Here is a 16,155-nt window from a genome sequence, read left to right as displayed (position 1 = left end):
CTATGAGAATTAAAATCTTTTTAATGTTGTTTGTAGTTTTTAGCTTGACTTTAAATGCTCAAACTAAAGAATCTTCACTACCCATTGTTGATGATGAGGTCATATTTATAGAAAACAATGGTGCAATTGCCGTTGAAGCAGAATATTTCTATAAACAAAGCAAGTCTAAAATAAGACAGTGGTACATTACCGCAAATGATAAAAAAACTAAGGATAAGGCGAGTAATAACGGCTATATAAAAATACTGCCAGACACAAGAATCACACATGAAGACGCACTTGTGGTAGGAGAAAATTTTTCAAATAAAGCAGGAGAATTAGGAATATTACACTATAAAGTTAGAATAAATACACCAGGTCGTTATTACGTTTGGGTGCGTGCATATAGCACAGGAAGTGAAGATAATGGTATACATGTAGGTCTCAATGGACAGTGGCCAGAAAATGGTAGACGCATGCAATGGTGTCAAGGAAAAAACAAATGGACCTGGGAAAGTAAGCAGCGCACAAAAGAGGAGCACTGTGGCGTACCACAACAAATATATTTAGACTTCAATCAACCAGGCACGCACGATATACAGTTTAGTATGCGGGAAGATGGTTTTGAATTCGATAAATTTATTCTAACTAAAAACATCAATTATATACCAAAAGATGAAGGTTTAAAAGTCACGACGCTTTGGCCACTGCGTTCTTACTATAAACAAATAGCAGCAACTGTTATCGAGAATAAAACCTTACCTATTAATGACTTTCCTGTTAATGGTACAGAATTTTACAAACATGCTTCTGGGAAATGGTTAGGAATTAATCCTAATAAACATAAAGAGGCTGAAACGACAACTACGTTTACCTTTAAAAATGGAAACTACGACCTCGTATTTGTAGCCGTAGGTGAAAATGATGGACAATCAGAGTTTAAAATAAGTATCAATGGTAACACGCTTGGAACATTTAAACCACCATTAGCTAAAGATGTATTTGAAGAAGGTGAAAAAAACAACGCACTTTGGGAAAATGTAAAACTGCATAAAGGTGATAAAATCACTGTAAGTGGTCAAATAGCTAGTGCAGATGGAAAAGAATTTGCCAGAGCACGATGGTCTGGTATCATTTTCACACCAGTAGGAAAAGGAAAAGATGTGATAAAAACACCCTTTAAAAGTAATTTAGAAGTGGTACATAATAAGATACCTGACATAATACCACCTTCAGGTCGTATCGCTGTAGTAGCTGACGGTAACTCACCAGACCCAGATGATTTAGGAGGAACCGCGGTTTCCATTGCGTTACTAAGAGCTGCTGGACTAGAAGACCGTCTAGTACATTACTCGCACAGTTGTGATTTATTACGCGTTAATCGAATTTCAGAAAAAGCCGAAATAGAAAGACATGCTATGATGCAAAGTGTTTGCGATGTGACCGCAAGACGATGGGGTGGTTTTGATCATCTTAAATTTTTAGACGCAAAATGGGATTTAGATCATACTATTAAAGATTTAGCTCGAGCCATAAACGCATCTACAGCAAGTGATCCACTTTGGATTATAGAAGCAGGAGAGCCAGATGTTATAGGTTTTGCTCTAGCAGCTAGTGATAAGGACAAGCATCTATTTGTAAAGGTAGTCACTCACCATCCTGCAAATGATGACGCAGGAGATTTTTACTCCTGGCAGCAAATATTAGATTTTGGAGTAGAAGAAGTGCGCATTCCAGATCAGAATATAAAACTTAAAGTAAATATGGAACAGTGGAATTGGGCCAGAGACCATAAAGATTCAAGATTACAGCAGGTATGGTTATACGGTAAAATGGCAGAGGTGGATGATGTCGTTAAATTTCAAAAAGGCAAATGGGATTGTTCTGATGCTGGTATGATTCTTTACTGGATTACTGGAGCTAATGTTCACCAAGGTCTTAAACAAGGCACTGTAACTGATGTTAAACATATTTTACTAAATTATATCACAGCACAGAATTGAAAAAACGTGAGATATTTTAACATCTTAATTATACTAGGTTATTTCGCTTTCGCGAAAGCGTAGACAATTAAAACACAGTGTAAATAATTATCATTGAGATTCTTATGACCTGTTGATGAACTAATGGGACAAATAAAAAAGACACAACATTACTTATGAAGAAAATTATTATGATCCTATGCTGCTTTTGTTCACTTTTAAGTTGTAAGACTAATGAAGGAAAAGAAGAAAACTCATCTAATGTTGCAGAAATTTCTAAGAAACCAAACATTATTTATATACTAACAGATCAATGGCGTGGCACTGCACTGGGATATGCTGGTAATCCAGATGTGAAAACGCCACATTTAGACGCTCTTGCAAAAGAGTCTGTAAACTTTACTAACGCCGTTTCTGTAACGCCAGTTTGTACACCTCATAGAGCAGCCTTGTTAACCGGTAAATTTCCTACTACCACAGGTATGTTTTTAAATGACATCTACTTTCCAGCACAAGAAGTAACCATGGCAGAATTATTTAAAGACCAAGGTTATCAAACAGCCTATTGGGGAAAATGGCACCTCGATGGACACGGAAGGTCTTCTTATATCCCAAAAGAACGACGTCAAGGTTTTGAATACTGGAAAGCCATAGAATGTTCTCATAATTACACCAAAATGCCGTATTATGATAATGATAATCCCAAGTTAAAACATTGGGATACCTACTCACCATTTGCTATTGTAAATGACGTTAATCAGTATATTACAGACCATGCTAGTGATGAGCAACCTTTTTTAGCCTTTGTCTCTATTGCTACACCACATTATCCGCACGGCAGTGCACCAAAGAAGTATAAAGACCTATATCCACCAGAAAAACTCACTTTGAATCCTAATATATCAGAGGAATTCAAGGAAAAAGCACGCATAGAGTTACAAGGCTATTATGCGCATGCAACGGCTACAGATGAAGCCATAGGTAGATTGTTAGATAAAATGGAAGAGCTAGAATTGTTTGATAATACCATCGTTATATTTTCATCTGACCATGGTGAGATGATGGGCGCACATGGCGTAAAACCGTTTGTAAAACAACTCGCCTGGGATGAAGCTGCTAGAGTACCATTTTTAATACGTTACCCTTCCATAAGAAAGCATAAAGGGAAAATTGTAAACGCACCGTTAACAACACCAGATATTTTACCATCATTATTAGGTTTAACAGATATTGCTATTCCAGAAGATATGGAAGGAGAGAACCTTTCACAACTAATTAAAAACCCTAATATTCATCAAGATAGAGCAGCATTAATTATGAACGTCGCACCATTTGGTTCAAACTTTAAGGATCAACCTTATAGAGCCATTAGAACAAAACAATATACTTATGCAGTCACACCTGATGGACCTACTATGTTCTATGATAATACTAATGATCCATTCCAACAAAATAATTTATTAGGCAAGCCAGAGTTTCAAGAAATTCAGAAAGACTTAGATACTCAATTGAAGCAACAACTGCAACATATACGAGATTCCATAAGACCCAGAAATTACTACATGAAAAAATGGAAATATAAGTTTGATGATAAGCGCAACGCAATAGACTGGAGGAGCTGGAACAAAGGAAAAGGTACGGTGCAATCACCACAATCACTGGTCATAAATTAAGAATAAGACTAAAATTATACAATGAAAAAAATCTTAGCATTATGTATTACTGCTTTATGTTTAACGCAGTGTACCGCACAAGAAAATCCACCTAATGTTCTTGTTTTTTATGTAGACGATTTAAGAGCAGAGTTGGGCTGTTATGGAAGTGAAACAGCTATTACTCCTCACATAGATCAACTAGCCATAGAAGGAGTAATGTTTAACAAGGCTTATGTTCAACAGGCAATTTGTGCCCCTTCAAGAATGAGTATGTTAACAGGTTTACGCCCAGAAACTTTAGGTATTTATAACATTTTCACACCTTTACGTAAAGTACATAAAGAACTGGTGTCCTTACCACAGTTGTTCAATAGTAATGGATATAAGACCATAAGCATAGGTAAGGTGTATCATCACGGTAGAGATGATAAAAATGTATGGTCTACATACTTTGAGAAAGAACCTAACTCTTATTTAAAACCAGAAAATATAGCCTTAATGAAGCGCCTTAAAGATCAAGGTGTTCAACCACTAAAAGGACCAGCTTTTGAAGATGCAGACGTGCCAGATGAAGCCTATAAAGATGGTCGTGTAGCAAATTATGCTATAGAAACATTGCAAAAAGTTAAAGATGATAAATTTATCATGTTTGTAGGTTTAAGCAAGCCGCATTTACCATTTAATGCACCTAAAAGGTATTGGGATTTATACGATAAGAATGATTTTGAAATTCCATCTAGAGAAAAACCTGACAGCGCCTATAGGCTAGCATTACCTAAATGGGGTGAGTTAAAAGCTTATTATGGTATTCCTAAAGAAGGTGATTTAAATGACGAATTAACTAGGGATTTAATTCATGGTTATCATGCTAGTGTAAGTTACATAGATGCTCAGATAGGTAAAATAATGAATACGTTAGAAACGTTAGATTTAAGAAAAAACACCACGATTATTTTTATGAGTGATCATGGTTATAAAATAGGAGAATATGCATCATGGTGTAAGCAATCTAATCTGGAAATTGATGTAAGAGTACCCTTAATTGTTAGTAGAGAAACCTCATATAAGAACCGCGTTACAAATAAAACTTCAGATGCGCTGGTAGAAAATGTGGATATTTTTCAAACACTAGTAGATATATGCAACTTAGAAGGTGCACCGCCATCAGATGGTAAGAGCATCCTGCCTGTTTTAAATAATCCAGAATTAGAATGGGATGAAGCGGCTTATAGCGTTTATCCTCGAGGTAAAAAAATTATGGGATGTAGCGTTACTGATGGTAAGTGGCGTTATACAGAATGGAGAGATGCAACTACTAATGAAGTAATAGAAGCAGAACTCTATGAACATAAAAATAGCTTACTAGCATACGTAAATTTATCTGGTAATGCCGCTTTCGCGAAAGCGGAAAAGAAAATGACAAAGTTGCTCGAAAAACAATTCCCTAGAGAAAAAATATTCCCTCAAAAGGACTTAGCTAAAAAATAATTAATATTAAATGGCACAAAAGGTAGTTACTATAGGAGAAGTCTTGATGAGACTTACCGTTCCAGATTATAAGAGATTATTTCAAACAGTAAATTTTGATGTTACCTTTGGTGGATCAGAGGCAAATGTTGGAGTTTCTTTAGCTCATTTTGGTTTGGATAGTACCCATATCACCGCCTTACCAGATCATAATTTAGGAGAGCGAGTAGAGCGATTTTTAAAACTTAATGGAGTCAGTGGTGAAGGTATCGTGCGCAAAGAAGGCCGTCTAGGTGTTTACTATCTTGAAACAGGTGCGATGCAACGCCCATCACGTATTGTTTATGATCGATTTGATAGCACCTTTGTACATCTTAAAGAAGATGAAATTAACTGGGAAATCGTTTTTAAAGATGCGTCATGGTTTCACTACAGTGGTATCACACCAGCTATTTCTCAAAACGCTGCAGACATCACGCTTAGAGCACTTAAGGAAGCTAAGAAAAGAGGAGTCACTACAAGTGGAGACATTAATTACAGACGCAATTTATGGCAATACGGTAAACAACCACTGGACATAATGCCAGGTCTAGTCGAGTTAACAGATGTGGTAATAGGTGGAAGAGTTGATCTAGAAAACTGTCTAGGTATACAGGATGAAGACTGGCAGACTAACTGTGATAAGGTGCTCAAAAAATATCCACATATAAAAGCTTTTTCAAAAACTGTACGCAATGCAATGACGGCTTCTCGTAATGAACTATCTGGTTTACTTTATACAGATGGTAAGTTATATACCTCTAAGAATTATGACATGAAAAACATCGTCGATCGTATAGGTGGTGGTGATGCATTTATGGCTGGATTAATCTATGGTTTTTTAAATTTAGATCCGCAAGAAACGGTAGAATTTGGTGTAGCGGCATCTGTTTTAAAACACAGTACTATAGGAGATGTCAATTTAAGTAGTAAAGAAGAAGTAGAAGAACTAGTAAAAGGCGATAACGTAGGTAGACTTTTAAGATAATGGATATTACACAATTTATTAAGCAAACAGAATCGCACAAGATAGTTCCTGTATTTTTCCATCAGGATGCAAGCGTAGTGATCAATACCATAGAAGCATCTTATAAAGGTGGAGTACGTGTATTTGAATTTGTCAATCGTGGGCACAATGGTCTTGAGACTTTTAAAACTATAATACCTCATTTTAAAAAGTATGATGATCTAGTGATAGGAGTAGGGACGATTTATGACTCAAAAACAGCAGCGCAATTTGTTGAGGCCGGCGCACAATTTATCGTTTCTCCAGGTTTAGTTACAGAACTTGCTAACTATTGTGTTCACCACAATATTGCTTATATACCTGGAATTGCCACTATTACAGAGGCTACTACCGCAATGCATTTGGGTTGTGAGATGATTAAAATATTTCCTGCAAATGTGATAGGTTCCGCTTTCGCGAAAGCGGTTAAATCAGTCCTACCACAACTAGCCATTATGCCTACAGGTGGAATCAACCCTACAGAAAATGGTTTGAAAGAATGGTTTGATGCTGGTGTTAATTGTGTGGGAATGGGAAGTCAGTTATTTGATAAACTTAAAATCAATCACGGCGATTTTAAAGGTTTAGAACAAGATATTGAAATAGCTGTTCAGACTGCATCAGTGCTATAATATCAAATCTTTTAATTGCTTAATAAGTACTAGTTGATTTTAAAATAATAGGTTTGTAAATTTAGCAGCCGTATTTCTTGGAAATATCTATGATATCACTTTAATTTGGGCAACCAGATTGGTAAACCAATTCATTTAATAATAGTTTTATGATAGAGCATGGTCTCAAATTAGTTACAACTGATGATACTGAAAACATCGTTACTCACGAGAATGATGTGGTTAGTGAAATACGTGCGCTAATTAAAAAACATAATCTAGAAGCTGGAGACAAATTACCATCAGAGAGAAAACTATCAGAAAAACTAGGTGTAAGTCGCAACCAGATAAGAGCTGGAATCCAGAAATTAGAATTTTATGGGATTATCGAGACACTACCGCAAAGTGGTTCCATCATTACCGGTATAGGTGTGCCTTCTATGAATACCATGATGAATGATATTCTCGATTTAGATACACCAGATTTTAACTCGCTAGTTGAAACTAGAGTAATCATAGAATCCCATGCAGTTCAAATGGCTGCTACTAGATGTACCAAAGAGTCTCTTAAACAGTTAGAAAAAGCACATCAAAACTTTGTAGACTGTATTACTAACGGATTACCATCATTAATAGAAGATATGAAATTTCACTTGGCCATTGTAAAGGCCAGTGAGAATTCCGTTTTATATGGATTAATGAAAATTATCGTGCCAGATATCATTGGACACTTTAATAAAGAAGATATATGTGACCGTACACAAGCCATTAAGTTAGTAGGTGAACATACGGATATAGTAGAAGCTATAAAAAGTAAAAAAAGTGATGATGCTCTTGAAGCGTTAAATACTCACTTTGCTGCATTGCGCAAATACACCATTAAATAAAATCTGTACCACTCTTTTTTATTAATAATGATTTCCTAAAACTTTTAAGGGATCTTTAATAGGTGGCACTTTAGCGTGATTAAGATATAAGAAACAAGATGAAATGATCACCTAAAAATAAAAAAAGCCTCATAATTAATTATGAGACTAATTGTGGAGTCGGAGAGAATCGAACTCTCGTCCAAACGAGCGATTTAACGGCCTTCTACATGTTTAGTTTCCATTTAATTTCAGTCGTTACACCGGTTAGAAACTACCAAAGCAACGCTTGTCTTCAATTAAGTTTCTCCTCAACATCAAAGCCCTGATGAGGATAGATTTACTTTTACGAAATCCCATAATCAGTCGCCGTAAATCAAGGCTGCTGAGAGATTTCCTGCTTGTCTACCTTGTAGACCGAGGCACTATCCTACTGTAATTCGGATTATGCAGCTAGGGCGTAGTTATTCTCGCCGTTTAAAAAAGATGAAAAATGAGATTTAAGAGCTGTTTCCCAGCGCTCTACATGCTTACAATTAACTCGGTCTCGCTGTCAAAACCAGTCGACCCCAAATTGTCTATTCTTCAATTTTAAGCCTATGACATAAAACTAAAGCGGTTGCAAATATAATTATTAACCACTGTAACAGTAGTAAAAACTATGCCAAAAGAAATAAAAAAAATCCCAACTCAGCAGCGAGTTGGGATCAGGAGTAAACTCTATATCTATGGGGAATTACATAGAGTTACTCAACAATTAATAAATTATCTGTAGCTGTAGGGTTTAATGGGCAAAAGTAATAGTAAGAACCTGCACTCAATGTTGTTGCCTGCGATGATTGTGTCTGACCAGTGGCTACTGCTTGCGTTACATATGCCGTTTGGATATGGTTCTTTGGGTTAGAGATATCATCTCCTTTTTTCACAAGTACAAAACCTACATCGTGTCCCACTTCATTATTGGTTACTGTAAATACATAAGTACCAGGATTTACTTTAATTTCTTTTTGTACAAATTCACCAGCTACTTGTTCTAATGCAATTGTTTTTACAGGAGCATCCATCATTTTGTCTTTCTTCATACTGTGTTGTGCTTGTGAAGTTGCTGTTAATGCTAGAGCGATGGTTAAAAATGCGATTACTTTTTTCATGATATTGTTTTTTATGCCTTGTTATCAGGCGGTTATATTTAATTACATGGCAAAGATGCATTCATATCAACCTTCAAATTTGAATCATATTTCCCGACTCATTGACTATAATTCCCATAATAGGGTTTTGCCTGATTTCCTTATATTGCTACTTTAAAAATCCACCATGAAATTTGCCATAATTAGAGAGAGAAAGAATCCGCCAGATAGGAGAGTAGTATTTACTCCAGAGCAGTTGGGTCGTTTGAATCACGCTTTCGCGAAAGCGGAATTCACAGTAGAGTCTTCTTCCATTAGAATTTTTAGTGATGCACAATATGCTGCTAGCGGCATTAATGTTCAAGAAGATGTAAGTAGTGCAGATGTGATGATAGGTGTAAAAGAAGTACCTATAGATGCTTTGATAGCTAATAAGAAATACTTTTTCTTTTCGCATACTATTAAAAAGCAACCATATAATAGAGAACTGTTAAGAGCAATCTTAAACAAAAAAATAGAGCTTTATGATCACGAGACGATTGTAAAAAAGAACGGAGCACGATTAATAGGTTTTGGTAGATATGCTGGGATTGTAGGAGCTTATAATGGTTTCCGTGCACTAGGTTTGCGCGATGGATTGTTTGAATTACCTAAGGTAGAAAGCTTGCCAGATTATAAATCGCTTAAAGCAGAGCTGCATCGCATTAAATGCGATTTACCACCCATTAACATCGCAATGACTGGAGTGGGAAAAGTTGCCGGTGGTATTATAGAAGTGCTGGAAGAGTTACATATACATGCCTTAAAGCCCAAAGAATATTTACAATTAGGGCAGTTTAATAATGTACAAACTGTGTATACACAGTTAGACGTAGTAGATTATTATACTCGGAAAGATGGATATAAGCCTACAAAAACAGAGTGTTATAACAATCCAGAGTTGTTGAAGAGTGACTTTATGAAATATGCCAAAGTTACCGATATGTTGATTACTGGTCATTTCTACGGTAATGGAGCGCCTTACTTTTTTACGAGAGAAGATATGAAGGCTGCTGATTTTAAAATAAATCTTGTTGCAGACGTGAGTTGTGATATTGACGGTCCTATTGCGTGTACTATAAGACCTAGCACGATTGCAGATCCTATATATGCCTATGATACTTTAACAGAAAAAGAGGTGCCATTTAAATCAGCCGGCGCTATAACGGTTATGGCTGTAGATAACCTGCCTTGTGAATTGCCTAAGGATGCGAGTGAAGGTTTTGGTGAGATGTTTGAAAAGCACGTGATTCCTGCATTTTTTAATGGCGATAAAAATGGAATTTTAGAGCGTGCACGTATGACTACCAGTGAAGGTACTTTAACAGAAAGGTTCTCTTATTTACAAGATTTTGTGGACAGCAAGGAGTAAGGACTGAAAACTGTACATAAAAAAAGCGAGCCTAAGCTCGCTTTTTTTATAAGTCTAATTTTCAATAACGCTTTCGCGAAATCGTTATTGACTAATTTTCATGATTCTTTTATTCTTCTCAATTAGTAATATGATTATAAACCCTAAGGTATAACACACCATATCCCACCATGAGAAACTAGTGCCTATGATAATTCTAGCCCATTTATTGTCACTTAATCCTAGTAGGTTAACTACTTGCGCATATTGTGCTAACTCTACCATATAGCTAAAAATTAATGTGCTTATAGCTATCGTTACCACTCGATATGATGTAAAGGCCATTACTGCGCAATAAATCAATCCAACAACTAGCACATCTCCTAGAAATGGTCGTATGAAAGAATCATTAATATAAAGCGCTATAAAGACTTCTATTAAAAAGATAACTATCGCTAGAATAGCGTATTTGATTTTAAGACTTCGCTTCATATTGAAGAAATAATTTATAGAGGACCATTAAAAATAGACTCATAGGTATGATTTGTAACCAAGCTGTCTGGTGTGTTAACGGATGTATAAAAATAGATAAAGTGTCTGTAAAAAGCTTAGCTGGTTGCTGGATGATATCCCAACTATTCCACCTTAAATCACGACCTAAATATATGCCTATGGCGCATAGAAATAGAATAAGATATGGCAGTACAGTTTGGTGTACCTCTCTTTTAATAATATGTATAGAGCTTAGGCTGTTTATCATTTGATGTAAACTCATAAAGCCAGCCCAGCAACCGGTAATAGCAAAACTAGCGATAAGAATACTATCATAGATAAGAAAAGCACCACTTGCGTTTCTAATGTGTATTAAATCAGTGATAATGTAAGGAGCATTAGGTAAAATGAGCAGCCATATTGTAAAAATAGGTACGGTCAACCATTTATGAGTTCTTTTATAATACGTACTAGCTATGCTTGTTTCTAACCATAAACTAATAACATAGGGTAGTATTGCTAGAAAAAGATTCCAGACTAGGAATAGCATATAAAAGTCGTGTGTGATTTTTATGCGTACGGTAAGAAGTACGATACTAGTTAAACTAAGCATTAATAAAATGCTTAGTTCTTTAAAGCGATTAATGATTAGTGTTTTCATATAGCAAATTCAAGGATTATTATAAAGTAGAGAAAGGCTATAGGTATATTAGCTAGCAATACGCCTATCGTATATGCAGTTTCTTTAAATGATGTTTTTTGGCTTAAAGCTGCTATCATAATCATTACGAGAACAATGATGTTCCACACCACAGCTATGACGATGTAACCTAGACCAATCTCTATTAAATCACTTTGTTTAAATATTAAATACGATAAGAATGATAGAGTGCCTAAACAAAAACTTGCGAGAGCTGTCCAATGTGCAAATCGATTGACAGGAGTTAATTCTTTTAAATAGTTCATGAATAAAAATGTTGGTTTAAAAAGTCGTTGAGAAATATGAGAAGGAACGCCATCGGTATATTAAGTAGTAGAATGTAAATGGTAAATAAGGTCTCAACCGTCCGATTCACATTTCTTAATAGTTGAATTAAAACCGCTATTATCATAATTCCATTGATAATTGTACCAATAAAAACTCCTAATAAGATAAAAGCGATAAAAAAGTCAAAATGGGTTAAGATATAACCAGATCCTATTACCATCATATAAATAAAGGTTAGCAAGGCAGTCTTAATTCCATAAGAATTTATCCTTTTACATAAGGCTAGCCTATTATGGATTGCTTTGAGCATCTTGATTATTTTCTTTCTTAATTTGATATGCGATATAATTAAAATCTTGCCATTGACGATTTGTAAAATGCTCTTCCCAGTATCGTGCAGAGCTATATCCTAAATTATTATTGAGTTCTTGTGCATCGTCATATAATCCATGCTTTTTAAGAATCAAAGCATTTTGTGGTAGTAATCTTTCTAACTGTTTATGATCTACAAAATCATTATTGAGATTGTAATCTGTAACAATAGCAGACCAATTGAATAATGAAAATATGGAGATAATCACAAAGCTTACCGCTAGATTACGGCGCCATAAATACACAAAGTTTAGTTGGTGTTGTACCTTTAGGAAGGTTGTAAATAGGCCTATTAAGCATAAGGTAAGATACACCACAACACCTATGCGCTTCATGGATAACCCATATTGATCTATGTATAAAAAGGTCTTTGTAAATATGCTGGCGATTAATAGGGAATTAAGCCCTATCCATATAAAAGTGAGTGTTTTAAGAGTTCCGTTTTCTCTTATAAAGTTGATGCTTCCGCGAAAAAATATAGCAATAATCACCACGGCTAGAATGATGCTTACAATGCTGGCATAAACACCAGAGTGAACCGCATCGCTTAATTCTGATGCTGCAAAATCCTTGATATTTAAAATAAACATCAGCTCTGTAATCAATACAATGACCAGTAGGATATTAAGAGCACTAATGGAGAACGTACCTAGTTGTAATTCATTTTTAGCTTTTTCAATTTCTGGATTTTCTAGTTCTTTAGATTTTAAGAAATTATCAGTATTAATGTCATTTGCGGTTAAGGGATCAATCGCATTAGGCTGTGCTATATTCCCCATGATAAAGCCACCTAGTATAGCTGTAAAAAACCATAGTCCATCTATAAAACTGAGATCTATAAATCCTAACCACTCTGCAAACACAGGATTTGCTAGACTATAGAGATAAGAGAATAAAATAATTAAAAGAATAGGAATGACGGTGATTTTTATAATCTGACTTACTGCATAAGTAGATGTAGGCTCTTCTTTAATTTTTTGAATATTAAAAATAAAGTCATGGAACATTCCAAAAAACAGATTGTATAAGCCATTAAACCAGCTCGTGTAAATACTAGCTTGAGAGCTAGCAACCATTCCTATAAATAAAAACACAGATAAGAAGTAACACATTACAGCCATGCCAGATCCATGCATCATAATAGCAATGGAAGAGGCAATCATTCCAGCGGCGCTGGCAATAATGGTAGGCTTAAGAAGTGATTTAGTATTCATTATAGCAAGCGCTATGATAAGAAATAGAGCATAAACTGCTGTATTTAACCCCAGAAAGTGGTTGTAAAATAGAGTGGCAAATGTGATGCCGCCTAAAATAATAACGATGGTCTTTTTCATGATGATATAGTATTAGAGTTAGTTTTAAAATTTGATATAGGTGATGACAGATGTTGGCTGAAATCAATATGATGTATAGCTTTAGAATATTGACCTTTTAAATATGCTCTAGTAAAGCTGTTATAACAATCTGGATATAGAAGTAGACCAATAAGCATTGCAAGAGCTACAAATGGACTACGCTTACCGTTGCCCCATAACCAAAACTGCATTGCAATTTCCTGTGCAGTGTCTACTTTGTAACCCGTTAGAACATGAAAAACGTCATGATCCTCACAACGTGGCTGAGGTTCAAATTTGTGTTTTAATAAAAAGCAACCTAGATGAAATCCTAAACTATGATTAGGGTAGGAGAGCAGTTGTTTAGTCTGTAAATGCCATGATGTTCCCTTTTTAAAAAAGACATACATTTTACTAGATATGGTAAAACCTAAACTCACTAAAAGTTCTCTCATATAATTTAAAGTACTTTGTATTTCAAAGTATAATGATAAAAAATAGATTTCATAATATATAGGCTTAGAGCGAGCAATAAATTGACCGTGTGATTTTCATTTTTTTATTCTTAGTTGTGTTCTTAGGTTGATCGATTTTTATAGATGTCTATTATCCACCTAATAATTTTTCTAGGGCAGCGATATGTTTTTTAAACTCTAGTTTGCCCACATCTGTAGCGATATATTTAGTATTAGGCTTACGACCTATAAAACTTTTTTCTACTCTTATATACTCTTCTTTCTCGAGTGCTTTGGCATGACTAGCAAGGTTACCATCTGTAACATCTAACAACTCTTTGAGCTCTTTAAAATCGGCATGATCGTTTACGACTAGAACAGACATAATGCCTAGTCTAATACGATGATCAAATGCTTTATTTAATTTATTGATAAGACTCATGAGTCTGTATTGAGTTAAGATTTTATTTTATCGATAAAGATCAGACGTTTATCTATCATATTTATAGTACATCACAGTACCATATATAATGTGACACAATCCAAATCCTGCTGCCCAAAAGTACAATCCATAACCTATAAACTGTGTATTAATTAGACCCAGAATAGCACAACTTAATCCCAGATATTTAACCGTACCTAGTGTATATTTTGCTGCATTCATACACGCTAATCCATAAAAGACGAGCATTGCTGGCGCTACTAAAAATAACAATCCATACTGTAATAACGCCAGTGTAAATAAGCCACCTATGGTTAATGGTGCTAGAAAGTTGACAACTAATCTTATGGATTGTTTATTCCATATTTTTTGCTTGTATTTTGCAGCCTTTATTTTAGTTAAGAAAAAGGCGGTTACTACTGCCAGAAAAAGAATAACAGCAGCAATGACTATGATTTTAAGTGATGGATTACGTTCCCATGGAGTGTATAACAGGCTGTCTAGCGTGTCGGTATATCCTTTTTCACGTGCTTCCTCAATTACAAAATATCCTACAACACTGCCTATTAGTGCATAAATACCAGCCATCACACCACTCATGCCTGACAGTGATATAAATCGTGTAGACTTGTCCATAATGGACCTGATCTCTTTTAAGTCGTCTAGAACTTTATCTTTAGTCATAATTAAAGTACTTTGAAATACAAAGTAAATGTATTTATCTGATTTAACTCTATTTTTTGTAAACTTTTTTTAAAGAGTAGAGAAGTGGTGTTGTTTACGCTTTCGCGAAAGCGTAAAAAGAAATAGCTTTATAACATGAATCCCGCACACGATTATATCTACCGTTCTCCAGAGCCTTATCGCTCCATTATGATGCATTTGCAATCACTGATAGAGTCGACTATACCTGAGGCACAACTGAATTATAAATGGCATTTGCCTTTTTATTATCTTGATGAAAAAAAGATGTTTTGCTTCCTGAATTTCCGTAAAAAATTTGTAGACCTAGGAATGTCCTATGGTAATGAATTGACTAATCAACATGGTAAATTAGTCGCAGGTGAAGGAAGAAAAATGTTGCGATCATTGCGATTTGAAAGCTTGGAAGAAATCGATGATCAGGTGGTTATTGAAACCTTATTAGAACTCAAAGAAATACGACTTAACCATAAAAAGAAGAAATGAATTTTAAAAAATGGTGGTTCATACTCTCAATAATTGGTGTTATATCTATTTTATTATTCCAATATAAAAAGCCTATATATCGCTGGTTTTATAACTTGAACAAGTACGATGCCTCAATGGTTTATAAAAGTGATCACATCAAAAAATATGCAATACATGGAATAGATGTTTCTCATCATCAAGGTATTATTGAATGGGATAACATTGAACATCCAGATAGTACAATGCAAATAGACTTTGTGTTTATAAGAGCTGTAGTGGGAACAGAATTAGATAATAGATTTAAAGAAAACTGGTCTGGCGCGACAAAATCCCAAATTAAAAAAGGCGCCTATCATTATTACTGGAGTAATGTTAATAGTGCAAAGCAGGCTGCTGTATTTATAAATCAAGTAGTTTTACATAAAGGTGATTTACCACCTGTATTAGATATCGAGGATATTTCTAATGTGCAGAATAAAGCTTCTTTAAGAAAAGGTCTCAAGAATTGGATTAAAATTATTAAAGATCATTATGGTGTTCAACCAATTATTTATAGTGGTGAGGCTTTTTATAGAGATGTTCTGATGCCAGATTCTTACTTTGAAGAATATCCTAGAATATGGATAGCAAATTATAATAGAATTAATGCGCCACGTATCGAGTGGGATTTCTGGCAGTACAGTGATCGGTTTCCAGTAGATGGAATTAAAACCTTAGTTGATGGAAATGTATTTCAAGGTTCACAACATGATTTTGAAGCTTTACTGGTTCCTTAAA

Annotated in this window: 17 protein-coding genes and 1 other RNA gene; 9 read left to right on the top strand and 9 right to left on the bottom strand. The window is 35.0% G+C overall.

Annotated elements, in window-relative coordinates; genetic code table 11:
- The first annotated feature begins 2 nt into the window (after positions 1–2).
- From BST92_RS15090 to BST92_RS01615, 6 genes are all read left to right on the top strand, one after another.
- Entirely contained in the window at positions 3–1,982 is a 1,980-nt protein-coding gene (locus BST92_RS15090; RefSeq protein WP_211292414.1) for a hypothetical protein, read from the top strand.
- Between the two features lie 155 nt (positions 1,983–2,137).
- Positions 2,138–3,634 (top strand): sulfatase family protein, encoded by a 1,497-nt coding sequence (locus BST92_RS01635; protein ID WP_105069891.1) that lies wholly within the window; start codon positions 2,138–2,140, stop codon positions 3,632–3,634.
- A gap of 21 nt (positions 3,635–3,655) precedes the next feature.
- A complete protein-coding gene (locus BST92_RS01630) occupies positions 3,656–5,104 on the top strand; it encodes a sulfatase (protein ID WP_105069890.1) in 1,449 nt (482 codons plus the stop codon).
- Between the two features lie 10 nt (positions 5,105–5,114).
- Complete coding sequence (locus BST92_RS01625) at positions 5,115–6,110, top strand: sugar kinase (protein ID WP_105069889.1); 996 nt, start codon at positions 5,115–5,117, stop codon at positions 6,108–6,110.
- Complete coding sequence (locus tag BST92_RS01620; RefSeq protein ID WP_105069888.1) at positions 6,110–6,760, top strand: bifunctional 4-hydroxy-2-oxoglutarate aldolase/2-dehydro-3-deoxy-phosphogluconate aldolase; 651 nt, start codon at positions 6,110–6,112, stop codon at positions 6,758–6,760. The genes BST92_RS01625 and BST92_RS01620 overlap by 1 nt, the downstream gene beginning before the upstream one ends.
- A 149-nt stretch (positions 6,761–6,909) precedes the next feature.
- A complete protein-coding gene (locus tag BST92_RS01615; RefSeq protein WP_105069887.1) occupies positions 6,910–7,626 on the top strand; it encodes a FadR/GntR family transcriptional regulator in 717 nt (238 codons plus the stop codon).
- 151 nt (positions 7,627–7,777) lie between these two features.
- Here BST92_RS01615 and ssrA read toward each other — a convergent pair.
- Positions 7,778–8,176: a transfer-messenger RNA gene (gene ssrA, locus BST92_RS01610) on the bottom strand.
- A gap of 175 nt (positions 8,177–8,351) precedes the next feature.
- Positions 8,352–8,756, bottom strand: coding sequence for a plastocyanin/azurin family copper-binding protein (locus BST92_RS01605; RefSeq protein ID WP_036579730.1), 405 nt, complete (start codon positions 8,754–8,756; stop codon positions 8,352–8,354).
- A 166-nt stretch (positions 8,757–8,922) separates the two neighbouring features.
- On the opposite strand from BST92_RS01605, the gene BST92_RS01600 reads away from it, so the two are divergent.
- On the top strand, positions 8,923–10,146 hold the full coding sequence (locus BST92_RS01600) for an NAD(P)-dependent oxidoreductase (RefSeq protein WP_105069886.1): 1,224 nt from the start codon (positions 8,923–8,925) through the stop codon (positions 10,144–10,146).
- An 84-nt stretch (positions 10,147–10,230) separates the two neighbouring features.
- On the opposite strand, the gene BST92_RS01595 is transcribed toward BST92_RS01600, so the two are convergent.
- The 7 genes from BST92_RS01595 to BST92_RS01560 form a co-directional block, all read right to left on the bottom strand.
- Positions 10,231–10,617 (bottom strand): ribosomal maturation YjgA family protein, encoded by a 387-nt coding sequence (locus BST92_RS01595; RefSeq protein WP_105069885.1) that lies wholly within the window; start codon positions 10,615–10,617, stop codon positions 10,231–10,233.
- Positions 10,601–11,278, bottom strand: coding sequence for a DUF1361 domain-containing protein (locus BST92_RS01590; protein WP_105069884.1), 678 nt, complete (start codon positions 11,276–11,278; stop codon positions 10,601–10,603). Before BST92_RS01590 ends, BST92_RS01595 begins: the two co-directional genes overlap by 17 nt.
- Positions 11,275–11,583 (bottom strand): hypothetical protein, encoded by a 309-nt coding sequence (locus tag BST92_RS01585; protein WP_105069883.1) that lies wholly within the window; start codon positions 11,581–11,583, stop codon positions 11,275–11,277. Before BST92_RS01585 ends, BST92_RS01590 begins: the two co-directional genes overlap by 4 nt.
- A 312-nt stretch (positions 11,584–11,895) precedes the next feature.
- Positions 11,896–13,311, bottom strand: coding sequence for a DUF4153 domain-containing protein (locus BST92_RS01575; protein WP_105069881.1), 1,416 nt, complete (start codon positions 13,309–13,311; stop codon positions 11,896–11,898).
- Complete coding sequence (locus BST92_RS01570; protein WP_245910835.1) at positions 13,308–13,766, bottom strand: Coq4 family protein; 459 nt, start codon at positions 13,764–13,766, stop codon at positions 13,308–13,310. Before BST92_RS01570 ends, BST92_RS01575 begins: the two co-directional genes overlap by 4 nt.
- A 151-nt stretch (positions 13,767–13,917) precedes the next feature.
- Positions 13,918–14,208 (bottom strand): winged helix-turn-helix domain-containing protein, encoded by a 291-nt coding sequence (locus BST92_RS01565; RefSeq protein WP_036579481.1) that lies wholly within the window; start codon positions 14,206–14,208, stop codon positions 13,918–13,920.
- Positions 14,209–14,256: 48 nt separating this feature from the next.
- Positions 14,257–14,892 (bottom strand): hypothetical protein, encoded by a 636-nt coding sequence (locus BST92_RS01560; RefSeq protein WP_105069879.1) that lies wholly within the window; start codon positions 14,890–14,892, stop codon positions 14,257–14,259.
- A gap of 135 nt (positions 14,893–15,027) precedes the next feature.
- On the opposite strand from BST92_RS01560, the gene BST92_RS01555 reads away from it, so the two are divergent.
- Together BST92_RS01555 and BST92_RS01550 are read left to right on the top strand one after the other, a co-directional pair.
- Positions 15,028–15,396 (top strand): DUF1801 domain-containing protein, encoded by a 369-nt coding sequence (locus BST92_RS01555; RefSeq protein ID WP_105069878.1) that lies wholly within the window; start codon positions 15,028–15,030, stop codon positions 15,394–15,396.
- Entirely contained in the window at positions 15,393–16,154 is a 762-nt protein-coding gene (locus BST92_RS01550) for a GH25 family lysozyme (protein WP_245910833.1), read from the top strand. The genes BST92_RS01555 and BST92_RS01550 overlap by 4 nt, the downstream gene beginning before the upstream one ends.
- Position 16,155: the final 1 nt, after the last annotated feature.

The sequence above is a fragment of the Nonlabens arenilitoris genome (assembly GCF_002954765.1).
Classification (GTDB): domain Bacteria; phylum Bacteroidota; class Bacteroidia; order Flavobacteriales; family Flavobacteriaceae; genus Nonlabens; species Nonlabens arenilitoris.
The sequence above is the reverse complement of the archived record's forward strand: the minus strand, read 5'-3'. Positions and strand labels throughout refer to the sequence as shown.

Bases quoted from the DNA above. Each gene is read 5' to 3' on its own strand.
- BST92_RS15090 (WP_211292414.1), top strand. From the start codon at position 3: ATGAGAATTAAAATCTTTTTAATGTTGTTTGTAGTTTTTAGCTTGACT.
- BST92_RS01635 (WP_105069891.1), top strand. From the start codon at position 2,138: ATGAAGAAAATTATTATGATCCTATGCTGCTTTTGTTCACTTTTAAGT.
- BST92_RS01630 (WP_105069890.1), top strand. From the start codon at position 3,656: ATGAAAAAAATCTTAGCATTATGTATTACTGCTTTATGTTTAACGCAG.
- BST92_RS01625 (WP_105069889.1), top strand. From the start codon at position 5,115: ATGGCACAAAAGGTAGTTACTATAGGAGAAGTCTTGATGAGACTTACC.
- BST92_RS01620 (WP_105069888.1), top strand. From the start codon at position 6,110: ATGGATATTACACAATTTATTAAGCAAACAGAATCGCACAAGATAGTT.
- BST92_RS01615 (WP_105069887.1), top strand. From the start codon at position 6,910: ATGATAGAGCATGGTCTCAAATTAGTTACAACTGATGATACTGAAAAC.
- BST92_RS01605 (WP_036579730.1), bottom strand. From the start codon at position 8,756: ATGAAAAAAGTAATCGCATTTTTAACCATCGCTCTAGCATTAACAGCA.
- BST92_RS01600 (WP_105069886.1), top strand. From the start codon at position 8,923: ATGAAATTTGCCATAATTAGAGAGAGAAAGAATCCGCCAGATAGGAGA.
- BST92_RS01595 (WP_105069885.1), bottom strand. From the start codon at position 10,617: ATGAAGCGAAGTCTTAAAATCAAATACGCTATTCTAGCGATAGTTATC.
- BST92_RS01590 (WP_105069884.1), bottom strand. From the start codon at position 11,278: ATGAAAACACTAATCATTAATCGCTTTAAAGAACTAAGCATTTTATTA.
- BST92_RS01585 (WP_105069883.1), bottom strand. From the start codon at position 11,583: ATGAACTATTTAAAAGAATTAACTCCTGTCAATCGATTTGCACATTGG.
- BST92_RS01575 (WP_105069881.1), bottom strand. From the start codon at position 13,311: ATGAAAAAGACCATCGTTATTATTTTAGGCGGCATCACATTTGCCACT.
- BST92_RS01570 (WP_245910835.1), bottom strand. From the start codon at position 13,766: ATGAGAGAACTTTTAGTGAGTTTAGGTTTTACCATATCTAGTAAAATG.
- BST92_RS01565 (WP_036579481.1), bottom strand. From the start codon at position 14,208: ATGAGTCTTATCAATAAATTAAATAAAGCATTTGATCATCGTATTAGA.
- BST92_RS01560 (WP_105069879.1), bottom strand. From the start codon at position 14,892: ATGACTAAAGATAAAGTTCTAGACGACTTAAAAGAGATCAGGTCCATT.
- BST92_RS01555 (WP_105069878.1), top strand. From the start codon at position 15,028: ATGAATCCCGCACACGATTATATCTACCGTTCTCCAGAGCCTTATCGC.
- BST92_RS01550 (WP_245910833.1), top strand. From the start codon at position 15,393: ATGAATTTTAAAAAATGGTGGTTCATACTCTCAATAATTGGTGTTATA.